A 19,015-nucleotide genomic window follows, 5' to 3' on the forward strand; every position below is an offset into this window, starting at 1 on the left:
CTTAAGGATAAGGGGTCTGGAGCGCCAGGAGGCGAAGACCGGGATTTTAAGGGATGATAAACGTCTGGAGACGTTTTTACAGGGACAGGGATTTAATCAGGGACGGTTTACCGCTAAAGGACAGACAGGGCAGGTTGCAAGCAAACACGGATGGTTCAGCCCGTTTCGGGTGGTGGGACAAGAAAAAAGGCGACAGTTTACTCTGTCGCCTTTTTTCTTTGCTTGCTTTCTGCTAGATTCCGCCGCAATTCTATACTGAATAAAAACGGCTCAAGACCAAACATTATGAATAAACCTTCGTCGGCTCCGCGTGGCAATGGCCCCGCAAAAACGCGTCGTAAAACCCGCGATGAAATCAACCAGGAATCTCGCGATCGCAAGCGCCAGAAGAAACACAGCGGCAATGCGGCGGGCAGCCGTGCGTCAGGCGGCGACAGCGCCTCCGGCTCCCGCGGTCAGAACAAGCAGAAAGATCCCCGTATTGGCAGTAAAACCCCGGTACCGTTAGGCGTCAGCAAAACCGCCGCCCCGGTAGCGCGTCAGCAAAAACCTAAGAGCGAGAAACCTATGCTTTCACCGCAGGCTGAACTGGATATGCTGGAAACGGATGAGCGCCTGGATGCGCTGCTGGAACGTCTTGAAGATGGCGAAACCCTGAGCAGTGAAGATCAGGCATGGGTGGATGCTAAGCTGGACAGAATTGATGAGCTGATGCAGCAGCTGGGTCTTTCTTACGACGATGAAGACGACGAAGAAGAGGAAGACAAAAAAGAAGATATGATGCGCCTGCTTAAGGGTGGCAACTAACGGTTACTGCATGGGCTTACCCGTCCTGCTAATAACCCTTCCGGTTATATGTTATCTGGCGTGGTTATTCGTTAAACTACGACGGTTGTCGCAGCAGCAAAAAAGGCTGCGCAACCGGCTGATGACCCGCCAGGGGATCAGTCCAGGCCGCCGGACTCGCCGACGGCATTACCGGAAGGAGTAAGCATGTCTTCGCAGTTAATCGACTGGGATCTGGCCCTGATCCAGAAATATAACTATTCCGGGCCGCGTTATACGTCATACCCGACCGCGCTGGAGTTTGCCGAATCTTACGGCGAACCGCAGTTTCTGGAGGCTGTTGCCCGTTACCCGGAGCGCCCGCTGTCGCTGTATGTGCATATTCCGTTCTGCCACAAGCTCTGCTACTTCTGTGGCTGCAATAAAATCGTCACCCGCCAGCAGCATAAAGCCGATCAATATCTTGATGCGCTGGAGCAGGAGATCCTGCACCGCGCGCCGCTGTTCGCCGGCCGTCAGGTCAGCCAGCTGCACTGGGGCGGCGGGACGCCAACCTATCTTAATAAAGCCCAGATCAGCCGCCTGATGCAAATTTTGCGTTCGCAGTTCAGTTTTAATGCGGATGCGGAAATCTCGATTGAAGTTGATCCGCGGGAAATCGAACTTGATGTGCTCGACCACCTGCGCCACGAAGGCTTTAACCGCCTGAGCATGGGCGTGCAGGACTTCAACAAAGAAGTTCAGCGCCTGGTGAACCGTGAGCAGGATGAAGAATTTATCTTTGCGCTGATCAAACGCGCGCGTGACATCGGCTTTACCTCGACCAATATCGATCTGATTTATGGCCTGCCGAAGCAGACGCCGGAAAGCTTTGCCTTCACGCTCAAACGCGTGGCGGAGCTCAGCCCGGATCGCCTGAGCGTGTTCAACTACGCGCATCTACCGTCTCTCTTTGCCGCCCAGCGCAAAATCAAAGATGCCGATCTGCCGACCGCGCAGCAGAAACTGGATATTCTGCAGGAGACGATTTCCTCGCTGATGGATTCAGGCTATCAATTTATTGGTATGGATCACTTTGCCCGCCCGGATGACGAGCTGGCCGTGGCCCAGCGTGAAGGCGTGCTGCACCGCAACTTCCAGGGTTACACCACCCAGGGCGATACCGATCTGCTTGGCTTTGGCGTCTCGGCCATCAGCATGATTGGCGACAGCTACGCGCAGAACCAGAAAGAGCTGAAACGCTATTATCAACAGGTGGATGAGACCGGCAACGCCCTGTGGCGCGGCATCGCGCTCACCCGCGACGACTGTATCCGCCGCGATGTCATCAAAGCGCTGATCTGCAATTTCCGCCTGGAATACGCCGCGGTCGAACGCGCATGGAATGTGGATTTCCAGGACTATTTTGCTGAGGATTTAAAACTGCTTGCGCCGCTGGCGAAAGACGGGCTGGTGGAGGTGGATGAGAAGGGTATTCAGGTGACGCCAAAAGGCCGTCTGTTGATCCGCAACATCTGCATGTGCTTCGATGCTTATCTGCGCCAGAAAGCGCGGATGCAGCAGTTCTCGCGCGTCATATAAGCGTATCCCCTCGCCAGGAGGGGATACGATTTAACTGAACAGCCCGACCAGCGCCGCGCACAGGACAGCCGCGATTGCCGTATGGGGCGTCTGGCTGGCTGCAGTGGCGACGTCTGCGCCGCTCGATACAAAATGAATTAATGACTCCAGCATGATCTCTCTCCCGCGTGAACGCGCCTGATCATACTCAACTCATCGGAACAGTAAAGCTCAAAATAGCAGCAATTTGCGGCTATGAATCCATCTTTACATTCATCCCGAAAATCATTCCATTCCCAGCTCTTTCAGCTTGCGCGTCAGGGTATTACGGCCCCAGCCGAGCAGGCGGGCGGCTTCCTGTTTATGCCCCTGCGTATGGCGTAACGCCGTGGTAAGCAGCGTACGCTCCATCTCCGGCTGCGCTTCCGAAAGCAGGTTTTGATGACCGGAACGCAGCGCGCGATCGGCCCATTGCGCCAGCAGCGTCGCCCAGTTATCGGGCAGCGTTTGCGACGGGCTGTCCGGAATAGTGGTTTCGAACAGCTCCCCCGGCAGATCCTGAATCAGCACTTCCTGACCGGCCGCCATTACCGTCAGCCAGCGGCAGGTGTTTTCTAACTGGCGCACGTTACCCGGCCAGGCCACACGTGTCAGCGCCGCTTCCGTTTCCGGGTGCAGTTGCTTGGCTTCCACGCCCAGTTCGCGAGCGGCGACCTGTAAGAAGTGGCGCGCCAGACGCGGAATATCTTCCCGGCGTTCGCGCAGCGGCGGCAGATGCACGCGGATCACGTTCAGGCGATGGAATAAATCCTCACGGAATTTTCCCTCCTGCACGCGCAGCTCCAGATTCTGGTGCGTGGCGGCAATAATACGCACGTCCACTTTTACCGGCGCAAAGCCGCCGACGCGGTAAAACTGTCCGTCCGCCAGCACGCGCAGTAAGCGGGTCTGCACATCCAGCGGCATATCGCCGATCTCATCCAGAAATAACGTGCCGCCATCGGCCTGTTCAAAGCGCCCCTGACGGATCGTATTCGCCCCGGTAAAGGCCCCTTTTTCATGACCAAAGAGTTCAGATTCAATCAAATCCTTGGGGATGGCCGCCATATTAAGCGCGATAAACGGCGCTTTCACGCGCGGGCTGTGGCGATGCAGGGCATGCGCCACCAGCTCTTTACCGGTTCCGGACTCGCCGTTAATCAGCACGCTGATGGATGAGCGCGACAGACGGCCAATAATGCGGAACACATCCTGCATCGCCGGGGCTTCGCCAATAATATCCGTCGTCGGGCCAAATACCTGCACGTTACGCGGCTGCTGCTGCTCCTGATAATGGCTGATCGCACGTTCAACCAGCGCAACGGCCTCATCAATATCAAAGGGTTTCGGCAGATAATCAAAGGCCCCTTGCTGATAGGCGCTGACCGCCGCATCCAGATCGGAGTGTGCCGTCATTATGATGACCGGAAGCATTGGATGTCGTTGTTTGATCTGTTTAAGCAGGGCGAGGCCATCCATCCCTGGCATACGAATATCCGACAACAGAACATCCGGGGTTTTGGTGGTCAGCGCGTCAAGCACCTCGTTGCCACTTTCAAAGGTCGTACAACTCAAGCCAGCCCCGGTGAGCGCGCGTTCCAGCACCCAGCGGATGGAGCTATCGTCATCAACGATCCAGACTATCCCTCGCTGCATAAATACCTCTACTTCCGAATAGGCAGGAACACCGAGAATTCGGTATGTCCTGGCCAACTGGTGAATTCAATTTTGCCGGAGTGCTGATCGATTAAATTGCGGGCAATGGACAGCCCAAGCCCGGTACCGCCTTCGCGACCACTGACCATCGGATAAAACAGCGTGTCCTGCAAATGCGACGGGATACCCGGCCCGTTATCTTCAATATCAATGCGTGCGGCCAGGCGATAGCGCACGCCGTGCAGCGTCAGCTGGAAGGCCGTGCGGGTACGCAGCACAATCTCGCCGCCCTCCGGGCCAAGCGCCTGCAGAGCATTGCGCACAATATTCAGTAAAACCTGTTCGATCTGGTCGGGATCGTGCGGTAATTCGGGCAGGCTGGGATCGTAATCGCGCACCAGGGTGACGTTTTCCGGCAGCTCCATCGATACCAGCTTCACCACGCGCTCCGCCACCTTATGAATACTTTCCGTGACGTGCATTCCCGGCTGCTGCGGGCCTAACAGACGGTCCACCAGATTTCGCAGCCGGTCAGCCTGTTCAATAATGACTTTGGTGTATTCCATCAGCGCCGGGTCGGGCAGCGCTTTGCTGAGCAACTGCGCCGCGCCGCGCAAACCGCCGAGCGGATTTTTAATTTCATGGGCCAGGCCACGCACCAGGTCGCGGGCGGCGATCTGCTGAGCGTGCTGTAACTGCTCCTGACTCAGGCGACGCTGATTATCCATGGGCGCCATCTCCAGCAGGATCAGGCCCTCCGGCAGACGTTGCGCGGTCAGGGAAAGAATATGTGAGCGGCCATCGATCACCAGCGTCACTTCGTTATCGGTAAAGCCTTGTCCGGCCTGCAAACTTTCCTGCATCAGGCCAATATTCAGCGAAAAATAACTCAGTAGTTCGGGTAACGGTGTGCCAAACAGCTTGCGTGAACTTTGGGCCAGCAACTGTTGCGCCGCCGGGTTCGCATAGTGAATTGCCAGGTCATCATCAACCAGCAAAATACTGTTGATCAGAGAATTGAGGATCTGCCCAGCATCGGGCACCACGCCTGTTGCCATTCAGCAGTCTCCTTAGTGTGCACCAATACAGTGCATTATAAGTGTAAGTCGGTGAATTGTTCGCAAATATATGCCGGGCGTGGAGAAAAAAGCCCATCCTGAGATGGGCTAAAGTTCCACGGCAACAAAAAACCTCAGGCGTCTGTCTTGTCGCAGCCAACACAGCTGCGACAAGAAATTCACCGAGTCTTAATAATTAAACGCTGTAATACAGTTCAAACTCAACCGGGTGCGGCGTCATGCGCACACGGTCGTTTTCTTCGGTACGCAGAGCGATGTAAGCATCGATCGCGTCGTCAGTGAATACGCCGCCAGCTGTCAGGAACTCACGGTCTGCGTCCAGCGCATTCAGTGCTTCTTCCAGAGAGCCTGCAACCTGTGGGATCTCTGCGGCTTCTTCCGGCGGCAGGTCATACAGGTTTTTGTCCATCGCTTCGCCCGGGTGGATCTTGTTCTTGATACCGTCAAGGCCAGCCATCAGCAGTGCAGCGAAGCACAGGTACGGGTTAGCCGCCGGATCCGGGAAGCGTACTTCGATACGACGCGCTTTCGGAGAAGCAACCACCGGAATACGGATAGAGGCAGAACGGTTACGGGCAGAGTAAGCCAGCATAACCGGCGCTTCGTAACCCGGGACCAGACGCTTGTAAGAGTTGGTGGTCGGGTTCGCCAGGGCGTTGATCGCTTTAGCGTGTTTGATTACGCCGCCGATGTAGAACAGCGCCTGCTCAGACAGACCGGCATATTTGTCGCCAGAGAACAGGTTGGTGCCGTTCTTGGACAGGGACATATGGCAGTGCATACCGGAACCGTTATCACCGAACATCGGTTTCGGCATAAAGGTCGCGGTTTTACCGAAGCGGTGCGCCACGTTGTGCACAACATATTTGTAGATCTGAATTTCGTCGGCTTTTTTGGTCATGGTGTTGAAGCGGGTTGCCACTTCGTTCTGACCCGCAGTTGCCACTTCGTGGTGATGAGCTTCAACAACCAGACCCATCTCTTCCATCACCAGACACATGGTGGAACGCAGATCCTGTGAAGAATCGACCGGTGGAACCGGGAAGTAACCGCCTTTTACTGCCGGACGGTGACCTTTGTTACCGCCTTCGTATTTGGTGCCGGTGTTCCATGCGCCTTCGATATCATCGATAGCAACGTGAGAACCGGAGATGGAGCTGCCGAAACGGATATCGTCGAACAGGAAGAATTCTGGTTCTGGCCCGAACAGTACGGTGTCGGCGATGCCAGTAGAACGCAGGTACTCTTCAGCGCGTTTCGCGATAGAACGCGGGTCACGGTCATAGCCCTGCAGGGTGCCGGGTTCCAGGATGTCGCAGCGGATGATCAGCGTAGTTTCTTCGTAGAACGGGTCAATGACAGCGGTAGTCGCGTCAGGCATCAACACCATGTCGGATTCGTTGATACCTTTCCAGCCACCAATCGAGGAGCCATCAAACATTTTGCCTTCTTCGAAGAATTCGGCATTAACCTGATGGGACGGGATAGTGACGTGCTGTTCTTTACCTTTGGTATCGGTGAAGCGCAAATCGACAAACTTCACTTCATGTTCATTCAGCATCGTCAAAACGTGTTCAGCGGACATACTTAACTCTCCCGGATTTTGTCATTGTCGTCGTGGTAACGAGGTCAGAAAACACTGCTCATAAACGGCATTGTTGCTCTGCAGGATATAAAGCGAAATCTGTGCCAACTTTAAAAACACCCCCAAAAGGCGTTATCATGCACGTCATAGTGCAAAAGGGCTGCACCAGAATGGAAACATTGCACCAGTATAGTGCTTGATTGTGAACCACAAGCACTATATTGGTGCAATTTTCGTTAAGGCACCCCTTTACTGCGCCGTGAAAGCGATCACAAAGCCTTACTTTCCGTATTGTTTGTAAAGGTTCTTTGTGATCCTGTTCTGTACTGCGATTAATACGTGTACAATAACGCGCTATTTCTAATGCCTGAGGCAAAGTTGTGATCGAAAATTTGCGTAACATCGCCATCATTGCTCACGTTGACCACGGTAAAACTACCCTGGTTGACAAGCTCCTGCAGCAATCCGGTACTTTCAGCGAGCGTGCTGAAACGACCGAACGCGTGATGGACTCCAACGATTTGGAGAAAGAGCGTGGGATTACCATCCTCGCTAAAAACACCGCTATTAAATGGAATGACTACCGTATCAACATCGTTGATACCCCGGGTCACGCCGACTTCGGTGGTGAAGTTGAACGTGTTATGTCCATGGTAGACTCCGTGCTGCTGGTGGTTGACGCAATGGATGGCCCAATGCCGCAGACTCGCTTTGTTACCAAAAAAGCGTTTGCACACGGCCTGAAGCCGATTGTTGTTATTAATAAAGTTGACCGTCCTGGCGCGCGTCCGGACTGGGTTGTCGATCAGGTATTCGACCTGTTCGTTAACCTCGACGCGACTGACGAGCAGCTCGATTTCCCTATCATCTATGCATCTGCACTGATGGGCATCGCCGGTAACGATCACACTGATATGGCGGAAGACATGACCCCGCTGTACCAGGCGATTGTTGACCATGTACCTGCGCCGAACGTTGACCTTGATGGTCCGCTGCAGATGCAGATCTCCCAGCTGGATTACAACAACTATGTTGGTGTTATCGGCATCGGCCGCATCAAACGCGGCAAGGTGAAACCGAACCAGCAAGTGACCATCATCGACAGCGAAGGTAAAACGCGTAACGGTAAAGTGGGTAAAGTGCTGGGCCACCTCGGTCTGGAACGTATCGAATCCACTGAAGCTGAAGCGGGCGACATCATCGCGATCACTGGTCTGGGCGAACTGAACATCTCCGACACCATCTGCGATCCGCAGAATGTCGAAGCGCTGCCGGCTCTGTCTGTTGATGAACCGACCGTTACCATGTTCTTTAACGTCAACACCTCTCCGTTCTGTGGCAAAGAAGGTAAATTCGTTACCTCCCGTCAGATCCTTGACCGCCTGAACAAAGAGCTTGTGCACAACGTGGCGCTGCGCGTTGAAGAAACCGAAGATGCGGACGCGTTCCGTGTATCCGGTCGTGGTGAACTGCACCTGTCCGTACTTATCGAAAACATGCGTCGTGAAGGCTTTGAGCTGGCGGTTTCCCGTCCGAAAGTTATCAACCGTATGATCGATGGCCGTATGCAGGAGCCGTTCGAAAACGTGACGCTGGACATCGAAGAACAGCACCAGGGCGCGGTAATGCAGGCAATGGGCGAGCGTAAGGGCGATGTCAAAGACATGATCCCTGACGGCAAAGGCCGTATTCGTCTGGATTACCTGATCCCGGCACGTGGCCTGATCGGCTTCCGTACCGAGTTCATGACCATGACCTCCGGTACCGGTCTGCTGTACTCCACCTTCAGCCACTACGACGATGTTAAGCCGGGCGAAATCGGCCAGCGTAACAACGGCGTGCTGATCTCCAACGGCCAGGGTAAAGCAGTCGCGTTTGCGCTGTTCAGCTTGCAGGATCGCGGTAAGCTGTTCCTGGGTCACGGTGCAGAAGTGTACGAAGGCCAGATCATCGGTATCCACAGCCGTTCTAACGATCTGACAGTAAACTGTCTGACCGGTAAGAAGCTGACCAACATGCGTGCTTCCGGTACTGATGAAGCCACGGTTCTGGTTCCGCCGATCAAAATGTCGCTGGAGCAGGCGCTGGAGTTCATCGATGACGACGAACTGGTAGAAGTTACCCCAACCTCTATCCGTATCCGTAAACGTCACCTGACCGAGAACGACCGTAAACGCGCGATGCGTGGTCCGAAAGACGCGTAAGCCGATTTCGTACTGAAAACGAAGCCCCGCCTGCGAAGACGGGGCTTTTTTATTTCCTTTCTATACCTTTATCGCTGGAGTTTCCCCTTTTGCGAAGGGTACAGCGTGCGTACCCTGCTTTTTTCGCGCCCCGATCTCCGCAATAATCATCGCGAAGCGTTGCTCATTAAGCTTATAAAACAATCCCATCGTCAGTGCCGCGACGATCGCCAGCGCGCAGGGCCAGAGGAAGATCAGCTGTCGCAGGCCGAGCAGCGTACCGGCGCTCTGTATGGCATTGGGAATATAACCGATCTGCGTCAGCATGATGCCCGGCAGGAAACCTGCCAGCGCGGCGGAGATTTTGCGCGAAAAGGTATAACCGGTGTAAACCGATCCTTCGGCGCGGATGCCGGTTTTCCACTCGCCGTAATCCACCGTATCCGGCACCAGCGCCCAGTTCAGGCTGTTGACAAAGGCCGTGCCGAAAAAGGCCATGCAGGAGAAGAGCACAAACAGCAACGAGCTGCTGCCCCAGACGAAATTCAGCACATCGCCCACCGCCCACAGCATCAGGCCGCCAAGATAGACCTGCTTTTTGCCGAAGCGCTTAACCGCGCCGGGCACCAGAAACACGCCGACCAGAATGCAGCCCATACTGAAAAATCCCATCCATGACAGCAGATGAATATCGTTCAGCACGTACTGGGTGTAATACACCTGAATGGCGAGTTTGATATTGAAGGCCGCCAGCGTGCACAGGTTGGCGATGCACAGCACCAGCAGCGGCGGATTACGGAAAATCGCGCAGAATGAATTAAGAATGCCCGGTTTATGGTGATCGGGCGTGACCTCCACATAGCGCTCTTTCACGCCGCTGTAGCACCACCACATACAGAACAGACCGCCGGTGACAAACACCAACGCCGCCACCTGATAGCCAAGCGCCGGCCTGCCGGTAAACAGCGCCTGGATCGGCATAAAGCCTACGGTACACAGCAATAGCCCGACCGTCGCGCCGCCCTGACGCCACGCCGCCAGATGCGCGCGCTCCTGCGGATTTTTGGTGATCGCCGGTACCATCGCGCCGTATGAACAGTTCATCAGGCTGTAGCACAGCCCGAACAGCATAAACAGCCCGGTAGCAATGGCGGTTTTTACCGTCAGGGTAAAGTCGTTCGCCATAAACTGCGCGCTGGCGACCAGCGCCACCGGGAAAGAGGCATACAGAATAAAGGGTCTGAACTTCCCTTTTTCGCCGATGTTGCGCCGCTGATCCAGCAGTACGCCGGTCAGCATATCGGTGAAGGCGGTAAAGAACTTCGCCACCAGGAAGATGATCCCGCCGTAAAACGCTGGCATCCCTAACTCATCGGTATAAAACTTGAGTAAATAGAGGGTGCCGATACACAACATCAAATTTGAGCCGAAGTCGCCCATTCCGTAGGCGACTTTTTCACGCAGACTCAGTTTCAGGGTTAACGGATCATGGGTTGTCATAATCGTTCCTCATGACGCCCCGCAGGGCGTCATTGTCTGTTGCATTACGCCATCCGCTTACGGGTTTCTATTTCGGCAACGATACGCACATACATTTTCTCGTTGAGGTTATAGAACAGACCCATGGCGATAATCGTCACCACCGCCAGCGCGCAGGGCCAGATAAAGATCAGCTGGCGCAGGCCTTCCTGCGTCTCTGCCGACTGCACGACGTTAGGGATATAGCCGATTTGCGTCAGCATCAGGCCGGGGAAAAAGCCCGCCAGCGCCTGGGACACTTTGCGGAAGAAGGTAAAACCGGTGTACACCGTCCCTTCCGATCGCACGCCGGTGCGCCATTCGCCGTATTCCACGGTGTCGGACACCAGCGCCCAGTTCAGGCTGTTCACAAAGGCCGAGCCGAAAAACGCCAGGCAGGAAAACGCCACAAAGCTCACCGAACCGCCGCCGAAGAAGTAGTTCAGCACATCGCCCGCCACCCAAATCAGCAGCCCGCCGATATAGACCTTTTTCTTGCCGAAACGCCTGACCGCGCCGGGCATCAAAAACACGCCGAAGAAGATGCAGCCCATGCTGAAAAAGCCCATATACGACAGCAAAATCGGATCGTTTAACACGTACTGGGTGTAATAGACCTGAATGGCGAGTTTGACGTTAAAGGCGCCGAGGGTGCACAGGTTGGCGATACACAAAATAAACAGCGGACGGTTACCGGCGATGGCGCGGAACGACTGCAACAGCCCCGGTTTTTGCGCGGCGTTCGCCGGTTGCGCGTCCACATAACGCTCGGTCACGCCGCGATAGCACAGCCACATAAACAGCAGGCCGAACACCGAAAACAGCGTTGCCGCGAAGATATACCCCAGCTGCTGATTATCCTCCACCAGGTTCATTACCGGCACAAAGCCTACGGTACAGAGCAGCAGGCCGAGCGTCGCGCCACCCTGACGCCAGGCCGCCAGCGACGCGCGCTCATCCGGGTTTTTGGTGATCGCCGGTACCATCGCGCCGTAGGAGCAGTTCATCATGCTGAAGAACAGGCCGTACAGCATAAACAGCACCGTCGCCATCACCGTCTTGCCGGTGATCTCAAAAGGCGTGCCGACAAAGTTGGCGATCGCCAGCAGCGTCACCGGAAACGCGGCATAGAGTACGAACGGGCGGAACTTGCCCTTCGGCCCGATGTTACGCCGTGAATCCAGCATGATGCCGGTGCCCATATCGGTGAAGGCGGTAAAGAACTTGGCGATCAAAAAGATAATGCCGCCGTAAGTCCCCGGCAGACCGAGCACATCCGTATAGAACTTCAGTAAATAGAGCGTGCCAATATCCAGCAGGATATTGGAGCCGAGATCGCCCATGCCATAGGCGAGCTTCTCTTTGAACGGCAACTTCAGGGTTGCCGGATCGCTGGACTGACTCATGATCGTTCCTCGCTGGATGCCATTCAGATTGTGCGTAAGGAGCTGAACAGCGCCGCCCACTCACTGTCGGCGCGATAAAATACCGGCGGCTTGCCCAATGGCGCGTCCACGGTAATATCGCCCCCGGCACAGCTTTCCCCGGTCCACAGGTTGATCCACGCATCCGGCGGCAGATACAGCGTCCAGTCCTCGCGCCCCTGTTCATGTACCGGCGCGACCAGCAGATCGCGGCCGAACAGATACTGATACTTCAGCTCATAGCAACGGGCGTCGTCTTCGTAGTGCAGGAACAACGGACGCATCACCGGCAGGCCGCTTTTCGCGTTCTGCGCCACGGCGGCTTTGATGTAAGGCTTCAGGGTGGTGAAGACGGTGGTCATGCGGGCGAAGTGGGCGATGGTTTCCGCGTCGCCGTCAAACTGCCAGTTATCGCCGGGACGATTGCCCTCGTGGGTGCGCATCATCGGCGTGAAGGCGCTGAAATCGCACCAGCGCAGCAGCAGCTCTTTAGTGCGTTTCATGTCGAACAGGGTGGTGTAACCGCCGATATCGCTGTGATGCAGCCCGTGGCCGGTCATCGCCAGCGACAGCGCCGCAGGCACTACCGACGCCAGCCCGTCGTCCAGACTCCAGTCGACGTTCTGATCTCCGGCCCACATCATCACGGAATATTTCTGGCTGCCGGTGCCGCCCGCGCGCATAAAGAACAGGATCTCGCCGAGCTTGCCGGTCTCCTGCAACGCCTCGTAGTTGCACTTCGCCCACAGCGCAGGCCAGGCGTTATGCATGATCTCTGCGCTGACGCCGTTATGCAGCACGGTGTCGGTGGGCAGGTATTCGCCGAAGTCGGCCATCCAGCCGCCGCAGCCCAGCGCGATCATGTTCTGTTTGATGATATTTTTGAACCAGTCGTACGCGGCCGGATTCGTCAGATCCACCACGCCGCCGTAAAACTCACCGAACTCCACCAGATAATCATTGCCGTCTTTATCTTTCGCCAGATAGCCGAGGCGCGCCGCCTCTGCGCACAGCTCGCGGTCGCTGGCAACATAGGGATTGATATAGGAGAGGAACTGCACGCCTTCTTCCTTCCACTGCGCGAGGCGGGAATCCAGCTGCGGATAGTTATTGCTGTCCCATTTCCAGTTCCACATCACGCGCTTGCCAAAGGAGGTCATGCGGATGCCGGACCAGTCCTGCGCCCAGATGCCGTTCACCTTCACGCCGCCGTTGCGCATGGTATCGAGCTTTTGCTGGCACACGTCTGTGCCGCCCTGAATGCCGAGCGTCACGCCGTCATACACCCAGTCCGGCAACTCCGGCTGACGGCCCAGCAGCGCGGTGAGTTTTTCCAGCAGCTGAATGTAGGTGGGCGCGCATTCGAAACGCAGCGTGGCCTGATTTTCCCAGATCGCCAGTTCGTGATAGTCCGGCGCGCTGAAATCGAAATTCATATAGCAGCTGTTGTCCACGTGGCAGTAATACTTTTGCGTACTGACAAAGGTCGGCTGCGGAAAGAAGGTCCAGTAATAATCGCCGCCCGCATTCTCTTTGCAGTCTGCCTGCCAGGTGACCAGCGTCTGCTTATTGCGGCCCACGCCCTGCTCGCTGGTCCATAGCGGGAAGGGTTTGCCGCGCAGATCGAAATACGAAAACTGCTCGCCGCAGCCGTAAATATGATCCTCAGGATTGGCCGCCAGCCGCAGCCAGATACGGTTATGGGCCGCGTCATCGTTTTGCAGCGTCAGCAGCAGACGGCCTGCGTCATCGACGCCAATTTTCAGCGTCGCGCTCACCGCATCGCCGCGGCCGAAGCGCACCGTCCAGCCGGCGTCATGGGCCTGTACGGTGGCGTCCGTCAGGGCGATTTTTTCATTCAGCCGATCCTGAATGCTGAAGTTGCCGCGGAACATCTCAATATCCGCCGTGCCAGCGCCTGTCCATAAACAGGCGGCGTCCGGCGTATGACGCAGGATCAGGCGCTGCTGGTAGGTTAAGGTAAAGCCGCCAGCGCTGGTGGTCAGCGCCAGAGCGGATAAGTCAGGGTGTAGGGTACGCATAATGACCTCTGTAAGTTTTATTGTTTATTTAGCGTTGCAATCCAGAAGCCCGGCGGCGACGGCGGGGCCCAGACCCGGCGCCAGCGGCAGGCGGGGGATCACCAGACAATGCAGCAGGTGATAAATGTCCTGCTTGCCGTCCCACACTTTGGTGGTGACTTTGTTATCCGTATCCAGCTCCTGCCACCACGAGCCGTTTTCATAGTCGATGAGATATTTCATGCAGTAATCCCACCATTTCTGATACCAGGCTTCATACTGCGCGTCGCCCGTGACGCTCCACAGGGCGTAAGCGGTGCCCATAGCTTCGACGATCGGCCAGCGCACGCGCTCGCGCACAATCGGCGTGCCGTCCCAGTCGACGGAATAGACAAAACCGTCCGCGCCATCGGGCGCCCAGGCGTCGCGGATGGTGGCGTGAAACAGGCCTTTCGCGTCTTCCAGTAACCACTCGGGCGGCATTTCAAAGCGGGCTTCCAGCGCGGCGCGCAGATGCAGCATCAGACGGCCCCATTCGATCCAGTGGCCGGGCGTGCCGCCGTAGGCGCGGAAACGGTGGGCGGGATTGTCTTTGTTGTAATCGCGGATCGGGTTCCACTGGTTGTCGAAATGCTCGTTGACGCGGTAATCACTCTTTCTGGCGACATCATGAATAATCACTGAGGCGATGCGCAGCGCACGGTCGAGCCATTTGCGGTCATGGGTGACGTCATAAACAATCAGAAAGGCTTCCACCGCGTGCATATTGGCGTTGCCGCCGCGGTAATCTTCGGTTTTGCTGAAGGCCTCGTCCCATGACTCAAGGCACATTTGCTCCGCTTCGCTCCAGAAATAACGCTCGATCACCGCAATGGCGTCATCCAGTAACGGACGCGCGCCAGGATGCCCGGTGGTTACCGCGCTCGCCGCGCCCAGCAGCACAAAGAAATGCTGATAACCCTGCTTGGAAGCATCGATCACCCCTTCATCATTGACGCAGGCATACCAGCCACCGTACTGCTTATCGCGCAGTGCGCCGTTCAGCGCGTTAATACCGTGATCCACCAGCTCATACGCACCGGGGCGGCCCATTCCGGCGGCCACGGCATACACATGCAACATGCGGGCGGTGATCCACAGGTGGGTGCCCACATCCGTTTTGACCTGACCGGTATTGCCCAGCCAGCCGAAACCGGTCGGCACCACGGCCTTTTTACCGAAGTCGAAAATGCGGTCGGTTTCCTGTTCCAGCCAGCGGTTGTGGCTCAGCGTGTTAAACCATTTCATCTGTTCCTCCTCAGCGCTTCGCCATCATTTCGTCAACAATGTCCCCTAAGCGTTGCAGCTTAGGCGCGGCGACATCCCGCAGCATCAGTTCGGTGTCCGGCAGGCCCACCACCGACGACCACACCGCGCGACCCGCCAGAAAACCGGACGCGCCCGCGCTCATCGCCACGCGCACGGCGCGGGGGAAGAGTTTTTCATCGACGCCGGAGGAGAGGATCACCCACGGCATGGCGATGTGATCGTTCAGCCGCTGGGACGCGGCGAGCAGCGTCTGCGTATCGCCTTTACCGCACAGCGGCATTTCCACCTTGTAGAGATCGGCGCCGCTGTCGCCCAGCTCTTTCGCCGCATCAATAATCGCCTGCTCGCGATCGAATTTATCGCCACGGCGCGGCGGGCGAACCACCGGCTCAATAATGCTGACCAGGCCGTTTGCATGGCACAGCTGATTAAATTCCCGCACCATCGCCAGACGCTGATCGGCGTCCTCATCACTGCGCCACAGCACCAGCAGTTTCAGCGCTTTTGCGCCGTCGCGTTTCACCGCCTGCGGATCGACCGCTTTATCGATGATCACGCTGTCCACCGGGATACCGTTGCCGGGAATAAACGCATCGGCGGCGACGATCATCCCGCAGGATGGGGCGATCGCTTTCTGCTCCACCACCTGGCGGTAACAGAATTGCTGATCGACGAGGATCGCCGAGGCGAAGGGGGACAGGGTTCGGGCGGCGTTGACTTTAAAATCCGTCAGCACATGGTCAGCCACCGGCTGTGGCGCACCGGCTGCCGCGAACATCAGGCGCATCGCTTCACGCTGGTCAACCGCCAGCATCGCAAAGCCGCCGGAAGGGCGGGTAATATCTTTAAGCGTGTAAGTCGTCATACATCGGTCCTTTTACAGCATTACTGGGATACGAGAGGGGCGAGGCCGGCGCTGATGCGGGCCTGCTCCAGGATGGCCGTCCAGTCCTGACGCCCGCGTCCGGCGGCGCGCGCCAGGTTATAAACTTCCCGCGACGCCGCGCCGAGCGGCATCGGCACATGCAGTTGATTCGCCACGTCCAGGGCGATCCCCAGATCCTTATGGGCGAGGTCGATCATAAAGGCCGGGGAAAGATCCCCTTTCAGCACCTTGTTCGGCCACGAGGTGGTGAAATGCCCTTTGCCTGCCGGGGTGCCGCTCATCACCTGCAGCGCCACGTCAAACGACAGGCCCAGCGCCTCGCACAACACCGCGGCTTCAGCGGAGAGGGCGTTAAGGGCGATGCTCATGTAGTTGTTGATAAGCTTCACGCGAATGCCCATGCCGGGGCCGCCCGCGTTGATAAGCTCACTGCCCATCGCCAGCAGCACCGGGCTGGCGCGCTCCACCTGCTCAGCCGTGCCGCCTGCAAGTAACAGCAGCGTACCGGCTACTGCGTGATCGGAGGTGCGTCCCACCGGTGCATCCATCATCTGAAATCCTTTTGCCTGCATCTCGCGGATCAGGGCATCGGTCTGCAACGGGTGAATGGTGGACATGTCAATCACCAGCGCGCGCGTGGAGAGGGTTTCGCAGACGCCGCCATCGCCGAACAGCACCTGACGTACCAGATCGCCGTTTGGCAGCATGGTGATGACGAACTCGGCAAACTCCGCCGCCTGGGCCGGAGAGCTGCACCCTACCGCGCCTTCGCGGATCACGCCCTCCATCGACGCCGGGTTCACGTCAAACGCCCAGACGTGATGTCCTTTCTTCAGCAGGTTCGTCGCCATCGGCGCGCCCATCTGCCCTAATCCAATAAACGCAATGCTGGCCATTTCACTCTCCCGTCGTTACTGGTTGTCAGATTATGTCTCTCGTCGTGCTCTTTTGTGTCTGTTTTTGATCGTATTTGTAATTTATGGTCAAAAAATTGACAGCCGTCACTTTTTTAACAATCCGGCAAATTAAAATGACGGCATCGTTACTCGTTTAAGGAATGACCATGGTGCGTATCGTCTGCGTCGGAATAACCGTGATGGACCGGATCTACAATGTGGAAGCGTTACCCACGGAGGGGGGCAAATATGTGGCGCATCACTATCGGGAAGTGGGCGGCGGCCCGGCGGCTACGGCGGCAGTGGCGGCGGCAAAACTGGGGGCGCAGGTGGACTTTATCGGCCGCACCGGCGATGACGATACTGGCGACAAGCTTCTCGCGGAACTGGAGTCCCTGGGGGTAAACACCCGCTTTTGTCGGCGCGTCAAAAATGCCAGCTCCTCGCAATCTGCCGTGCTGGTGGATGCGCAGGGCGAGCGGATCATCATTAACTATCCCGGCCCGGATCTGCCGCCTGACGCCGACTGGCTGGATGCGCTGGATTTTTCACAATGGGACCTGGTGCTGGCGGATGTACGCTGGCATGACGGGGCGAAACGCGCCTTCACGCTGGCAAAACAGGCCGGGGTAACAACCCTGCTGGATGGCGACGTAACGCCGCAAAAAATTGACGACCTGGTGGCGCTCAGCGATCACGCCGTCTTTTCCGCGCCGGGCCTGCGGCGGTTCTCCGGTCTTGATGATCCGCTGGCCGGGCTGGAGTACGCCCGCACCGTCACTGACGGGCAGGTTTATGTCACCAGCGGGGCGCAGGGCTGTCATTTTATGACCGGCGCTGAACATCATCATCAACCGGGTTTTTGCGTGGATGTGGCGGATACCACCGGTGCGGGCGATGTCTTTCACGGCGCGCTGGCGTTCAGCCTGGCGCAACAGCAGCCCATCAATGATGCCGTCCGCTTCGCCAGCGGCGTGGCGGCGCTCAAATGCACCCGCCCCGGCGGACGGGACGGCATCCCTGATTGTGATCAAGTCCGGTCTTTTTTGTCACTTTATGTATAAAATGACCCATTAACGATGAGGTTACGAGGGAAACGCATGAGTGCCACCGAGCTGACCGGCAACCCGCGCCACGATCAACTGCTGGCGTTGATCGCTGAACGCGGTTACATGAACATTGATGAACTGGCGCAACTGCTGGATGTCTCCACGCAGACGGTGCGGCGCGATATTCGCAAGCTCAGCGAGCAGGGTCTGATCACCCGTCATCACGGCGGCGCAGGCCGCGCGTCGAGCGTGGTTAACACGGCCTTTGAAGAGCGGGAAATCTCGCTGACCGCTGAGAAAAAAGCCATCGCCGAAGCCATTGCCGACTATATCCCCGACGGGTCGACCATTTTCATTACCATTGGCACCACGGTGGAACATATCGCGCGGGCGCTGCTCAATCACAACCACCTGCGCATCATCACCAACAGCCTGCGGGTGGCGCATATTCTCTACAAAAATACCCGCTTTGAAGTGATGGTGCCCGGCGGCACGCTGCGGCCGCATAACAGCGGTATTATCGGGCCGCACGCGGTATCCTTTGTGGAAGGGTTTCGCGCCGACTACCTGATCACAAGCCTCGGCGCGATTGAAAACGACGGCACGCTGCTGGAGTTTGACGTCAATGAAGCCAGCGTCGCCCGCACCATGATGGCCCACTCCCGGCAAATCCTGGTGGCGGTGGATCACACCAAATTCACCGCCTCCGCCGCCGTGGAAATTGGCAACGTCACCCAGGCCACGGCACTCTTTACCGACAAAGCCCCGCCGCAGGCGCTGCACAGCCTGATGAAAAACAAGCAAATCGAGCTGATCCTCGCCTCGCCGGACGATGAGATGTAACGAGCGGGCATCGCCCGGCGGCGCACGCTTGCCGGGCCTACGGTATCACCGATTCGTAGGTTTGTTGGCCGGGTAAGGCGAAGCCGCCACGTATCGCCCGGCGGCGCATGCTTGCCGGGCCTACGGTATCACTGATTTTGTAGGCCGGGTAAGGCGAAGCCGCCACCCGGCATATAACGCAA

The 19,015-nt window shown here is 57.0% G+C and carries 15 protein-coding genes; 5 read left to right on the top strand and 10 right to left on the bottom strand.

Going from position 1 to position 19,015, the window contains the following annotated elements:
* Positions 1–285: 285 nt before the first annotated feature.
* The gene (yihI, locus tag BMF08_RS05705; protein WP_072571413.1) at positions 286–807 is read left to right on the top strand and encodes a Der GTPase-activating protein YihI; all 522 of its coding nucleotides are present in this window, start codon (positions 286–288) and stop codon (positions 805–807) included.
* Positions 808–993: 186 nt separating this feature from the next.
* Complete coding sequence (gene hemN, locus BMF08_RS05710) at positions 994–2,367, top strand: oxygen-independent coproporphyrinogen III oxidase (protein WP_072571412.1); 1,374 nt, start codon at positions 994–996, stop codon at positions 2,365–2,367.
* A 30-nt stretch (positions 2,368–2,397) separates the two neighbouring features.
* Here hemN and BMF08_RS21135 read toward each other — a convergent pair whose 3' ends face one another.
* The 4 genes from BMF08_RS21135 to glnA all read right to left on the bottom strand — a co-directional run bounded on the left by BMF08_RS21135 (position 2,398) and on the right by glnA (position 6,705).
* Positions 2,398–2,520, bottom strand: coding sequence for a YshB family small membrane protein (locus BMF08_RS21135; RefSeq protein ID WP_158684879.1), 123 nt, complete (start codon positions 2,518–2,520; stop codon positions 2,398–2,400).
* A gap of 111 nt (positions 2,521–2,631) precedes the next feature.
* Positions 2,632–4,041: a nitrogen regulation protein NR(I) gene (glnG, locus tag BMF08_RS05715; protein ID WP_072571411.1), complete on the bottom strand. Its 1,410-nt coding sequence runs from the start codon at positions 4,039–4,041 to the stop codon at positions 2,632–2,634.
* An 8-nt stretch (positions 4,042–4,049) separates the two neighbouring features.
* Positions 4,050–5,099, bottom strand: a complete 1,050-nt coding sequence (gene glnL / locus BMF08_RS05720) for a nitrogen regulation protein NR(II) (protein ID WP_072571410.1) — start codon at positions 5,097–5,099, stop codon at positions 4,050–4,052.
* 196 nt (positions 5,100–5,295) lie between these two features.
* Positions 5,296–6,705, bottom strand: coding sequence for a glutamate--ammonia ligase (glnA, locus tag BMF08_RS05725; protein WP_072571409.1), 1,410 nt, complete (start codon positions 6,703–6,705; stop codon positions 5,296–5,298).
* A 380-nt stretch (positions 6,706–7,085) separates the two neighbouring features.
* On the opposite strand from glnA, the gene typA reads away from it, so the two are divergent.
* Positions 7,086–8,909 carry a ribosome-dependent GTPase TypA gene (gene typA, locus BMF08_RS05735; RefSeq protein ID WP_072571408.1) on the top strand — a complete coding sequence of 608 codons (1,824 nt, stop codon included), beginning with the start codon at positions 7,086–7,088 and terminating at the stop codon, positions 8,907–8,909.
* A 60-nt stretch (positions 8,910–8,969) separates the two neighbouring features.
* On the opposite strand, the gene BMF08_RS05740 is transcribed toward typA, so the two are convergent.
* From BMF08_RS05740 to yihU, 6 genes are read right to left on the bottom strand one after another with little or no spacing between them, the layout of a single operon-like run.
* Entirely contained in the window at positions 8,970–10,388 is a 1,419-nt protein-coding gene (locus BMF08_RS05740; protein WP_072571407.1) for an MFS transporter, read from the bottom strand.
* Positions 10,389–10,432: 44 nt separating this feature from the next.
* Positions 10,433–11,812 (bottom strand): MFS transporter, encoded by a 1,380-nt coding sequence (locus tag BMF08_RS05745; RefSeq protein WP_072571406.1) that lies wholly within the window; start codon positions 11,810–11,812, stop codon positions 10,433–10,435.
* A 23-nt stretch (positions 11,813–11,835) separates the two neighbouring features.
* Positions 11,836–13,872, bottom strand: a complete 2,037-nt coding sequence (locus tag BMF08_RS05750; RefSeq protein WP_072571405.1) for an alpha-glucosidase — start codon at positions 13,870–13,872, stop codon at positions 11,836–11,838.
* 24 nt (positions 13,873–13,896) lie between these two features.
* Positions 13,897–15,138, bottom strand: a complete 1,242-nt coding sequence (gene yihS, locus BMF08_RS05755; protein ID WP_072571404.1) for a sulfoquinovose isomerase — start codon at positions 15,136–15,138, stop codon at positions 13,897–13,899.
* A 10-nt stretch (positions 15,139–15,148) separates the two neighbouring features.
* Complete coding sequence (gene yihT / locus BMF08_RS05760) at positions 15,149–16,024, bottom strand: sulfofructosephosphate aldolase (protein ID WP_072571403.1); 876 nt, start codon at positions 16,022–16,024, stop codon at positions 15,149–15,151.
* Positions 16,025–16,044: 20 nt separating this feature from the next.
* Positions 16,045–16,941, bottom strand: coding sequence for a sulfolactaldehyde 3-reductase (yihU, locus tag BMF08_RS05765; RefSeq protein ID WP_072571402.1), 897 nt, complete (start codon positions 16,939–16,941; stop codon positions 16,045–16,047).
* 167 nt (positions 16,942–17,108) lie between these two features.
* On the opposite strand from yihU, the gene BMF08_RS05770 reads away from it, so the two are divergent.
* The gene (locus tag BMF08_RS05770) at positions 17,109–18,005 is read left to right on the top strand and encodes a sugar kinase (RefSeq protein WP_072571401.1); all 897 of its coding nucleotides are present in this window, start codon (positions 17,109–17,111) and stop codon (positions 18,003–18,005) included.
* Between the two features lie 36 nt (positions 18,006–18,041).
* Positions 18,042–18,833 carry a DeoR/GlpR family DNA-binding transcription regulator gene (locus BMF08_RS05775; protein WP_072571400.1) on the top strand — a complete coding sequence of 264 codons (792 nt, stop codon included), beginning with the start codon at positions 18,042–18,044 and terminating at the stop codon, positions 18,831–18,833.
* The last annotated feature ends 182 nt before the right edge of the window (positions 18,834–19,015 follow it).

It is taken from the genome of Enterobacter sp. SA187, from assembly GCF_001888805.2.
GTDB lineage: Bacteria > Pseudomonadota > Gammaproteobacteria > Enterobacterales > Enterobacteriaceae > Enterobacter_D.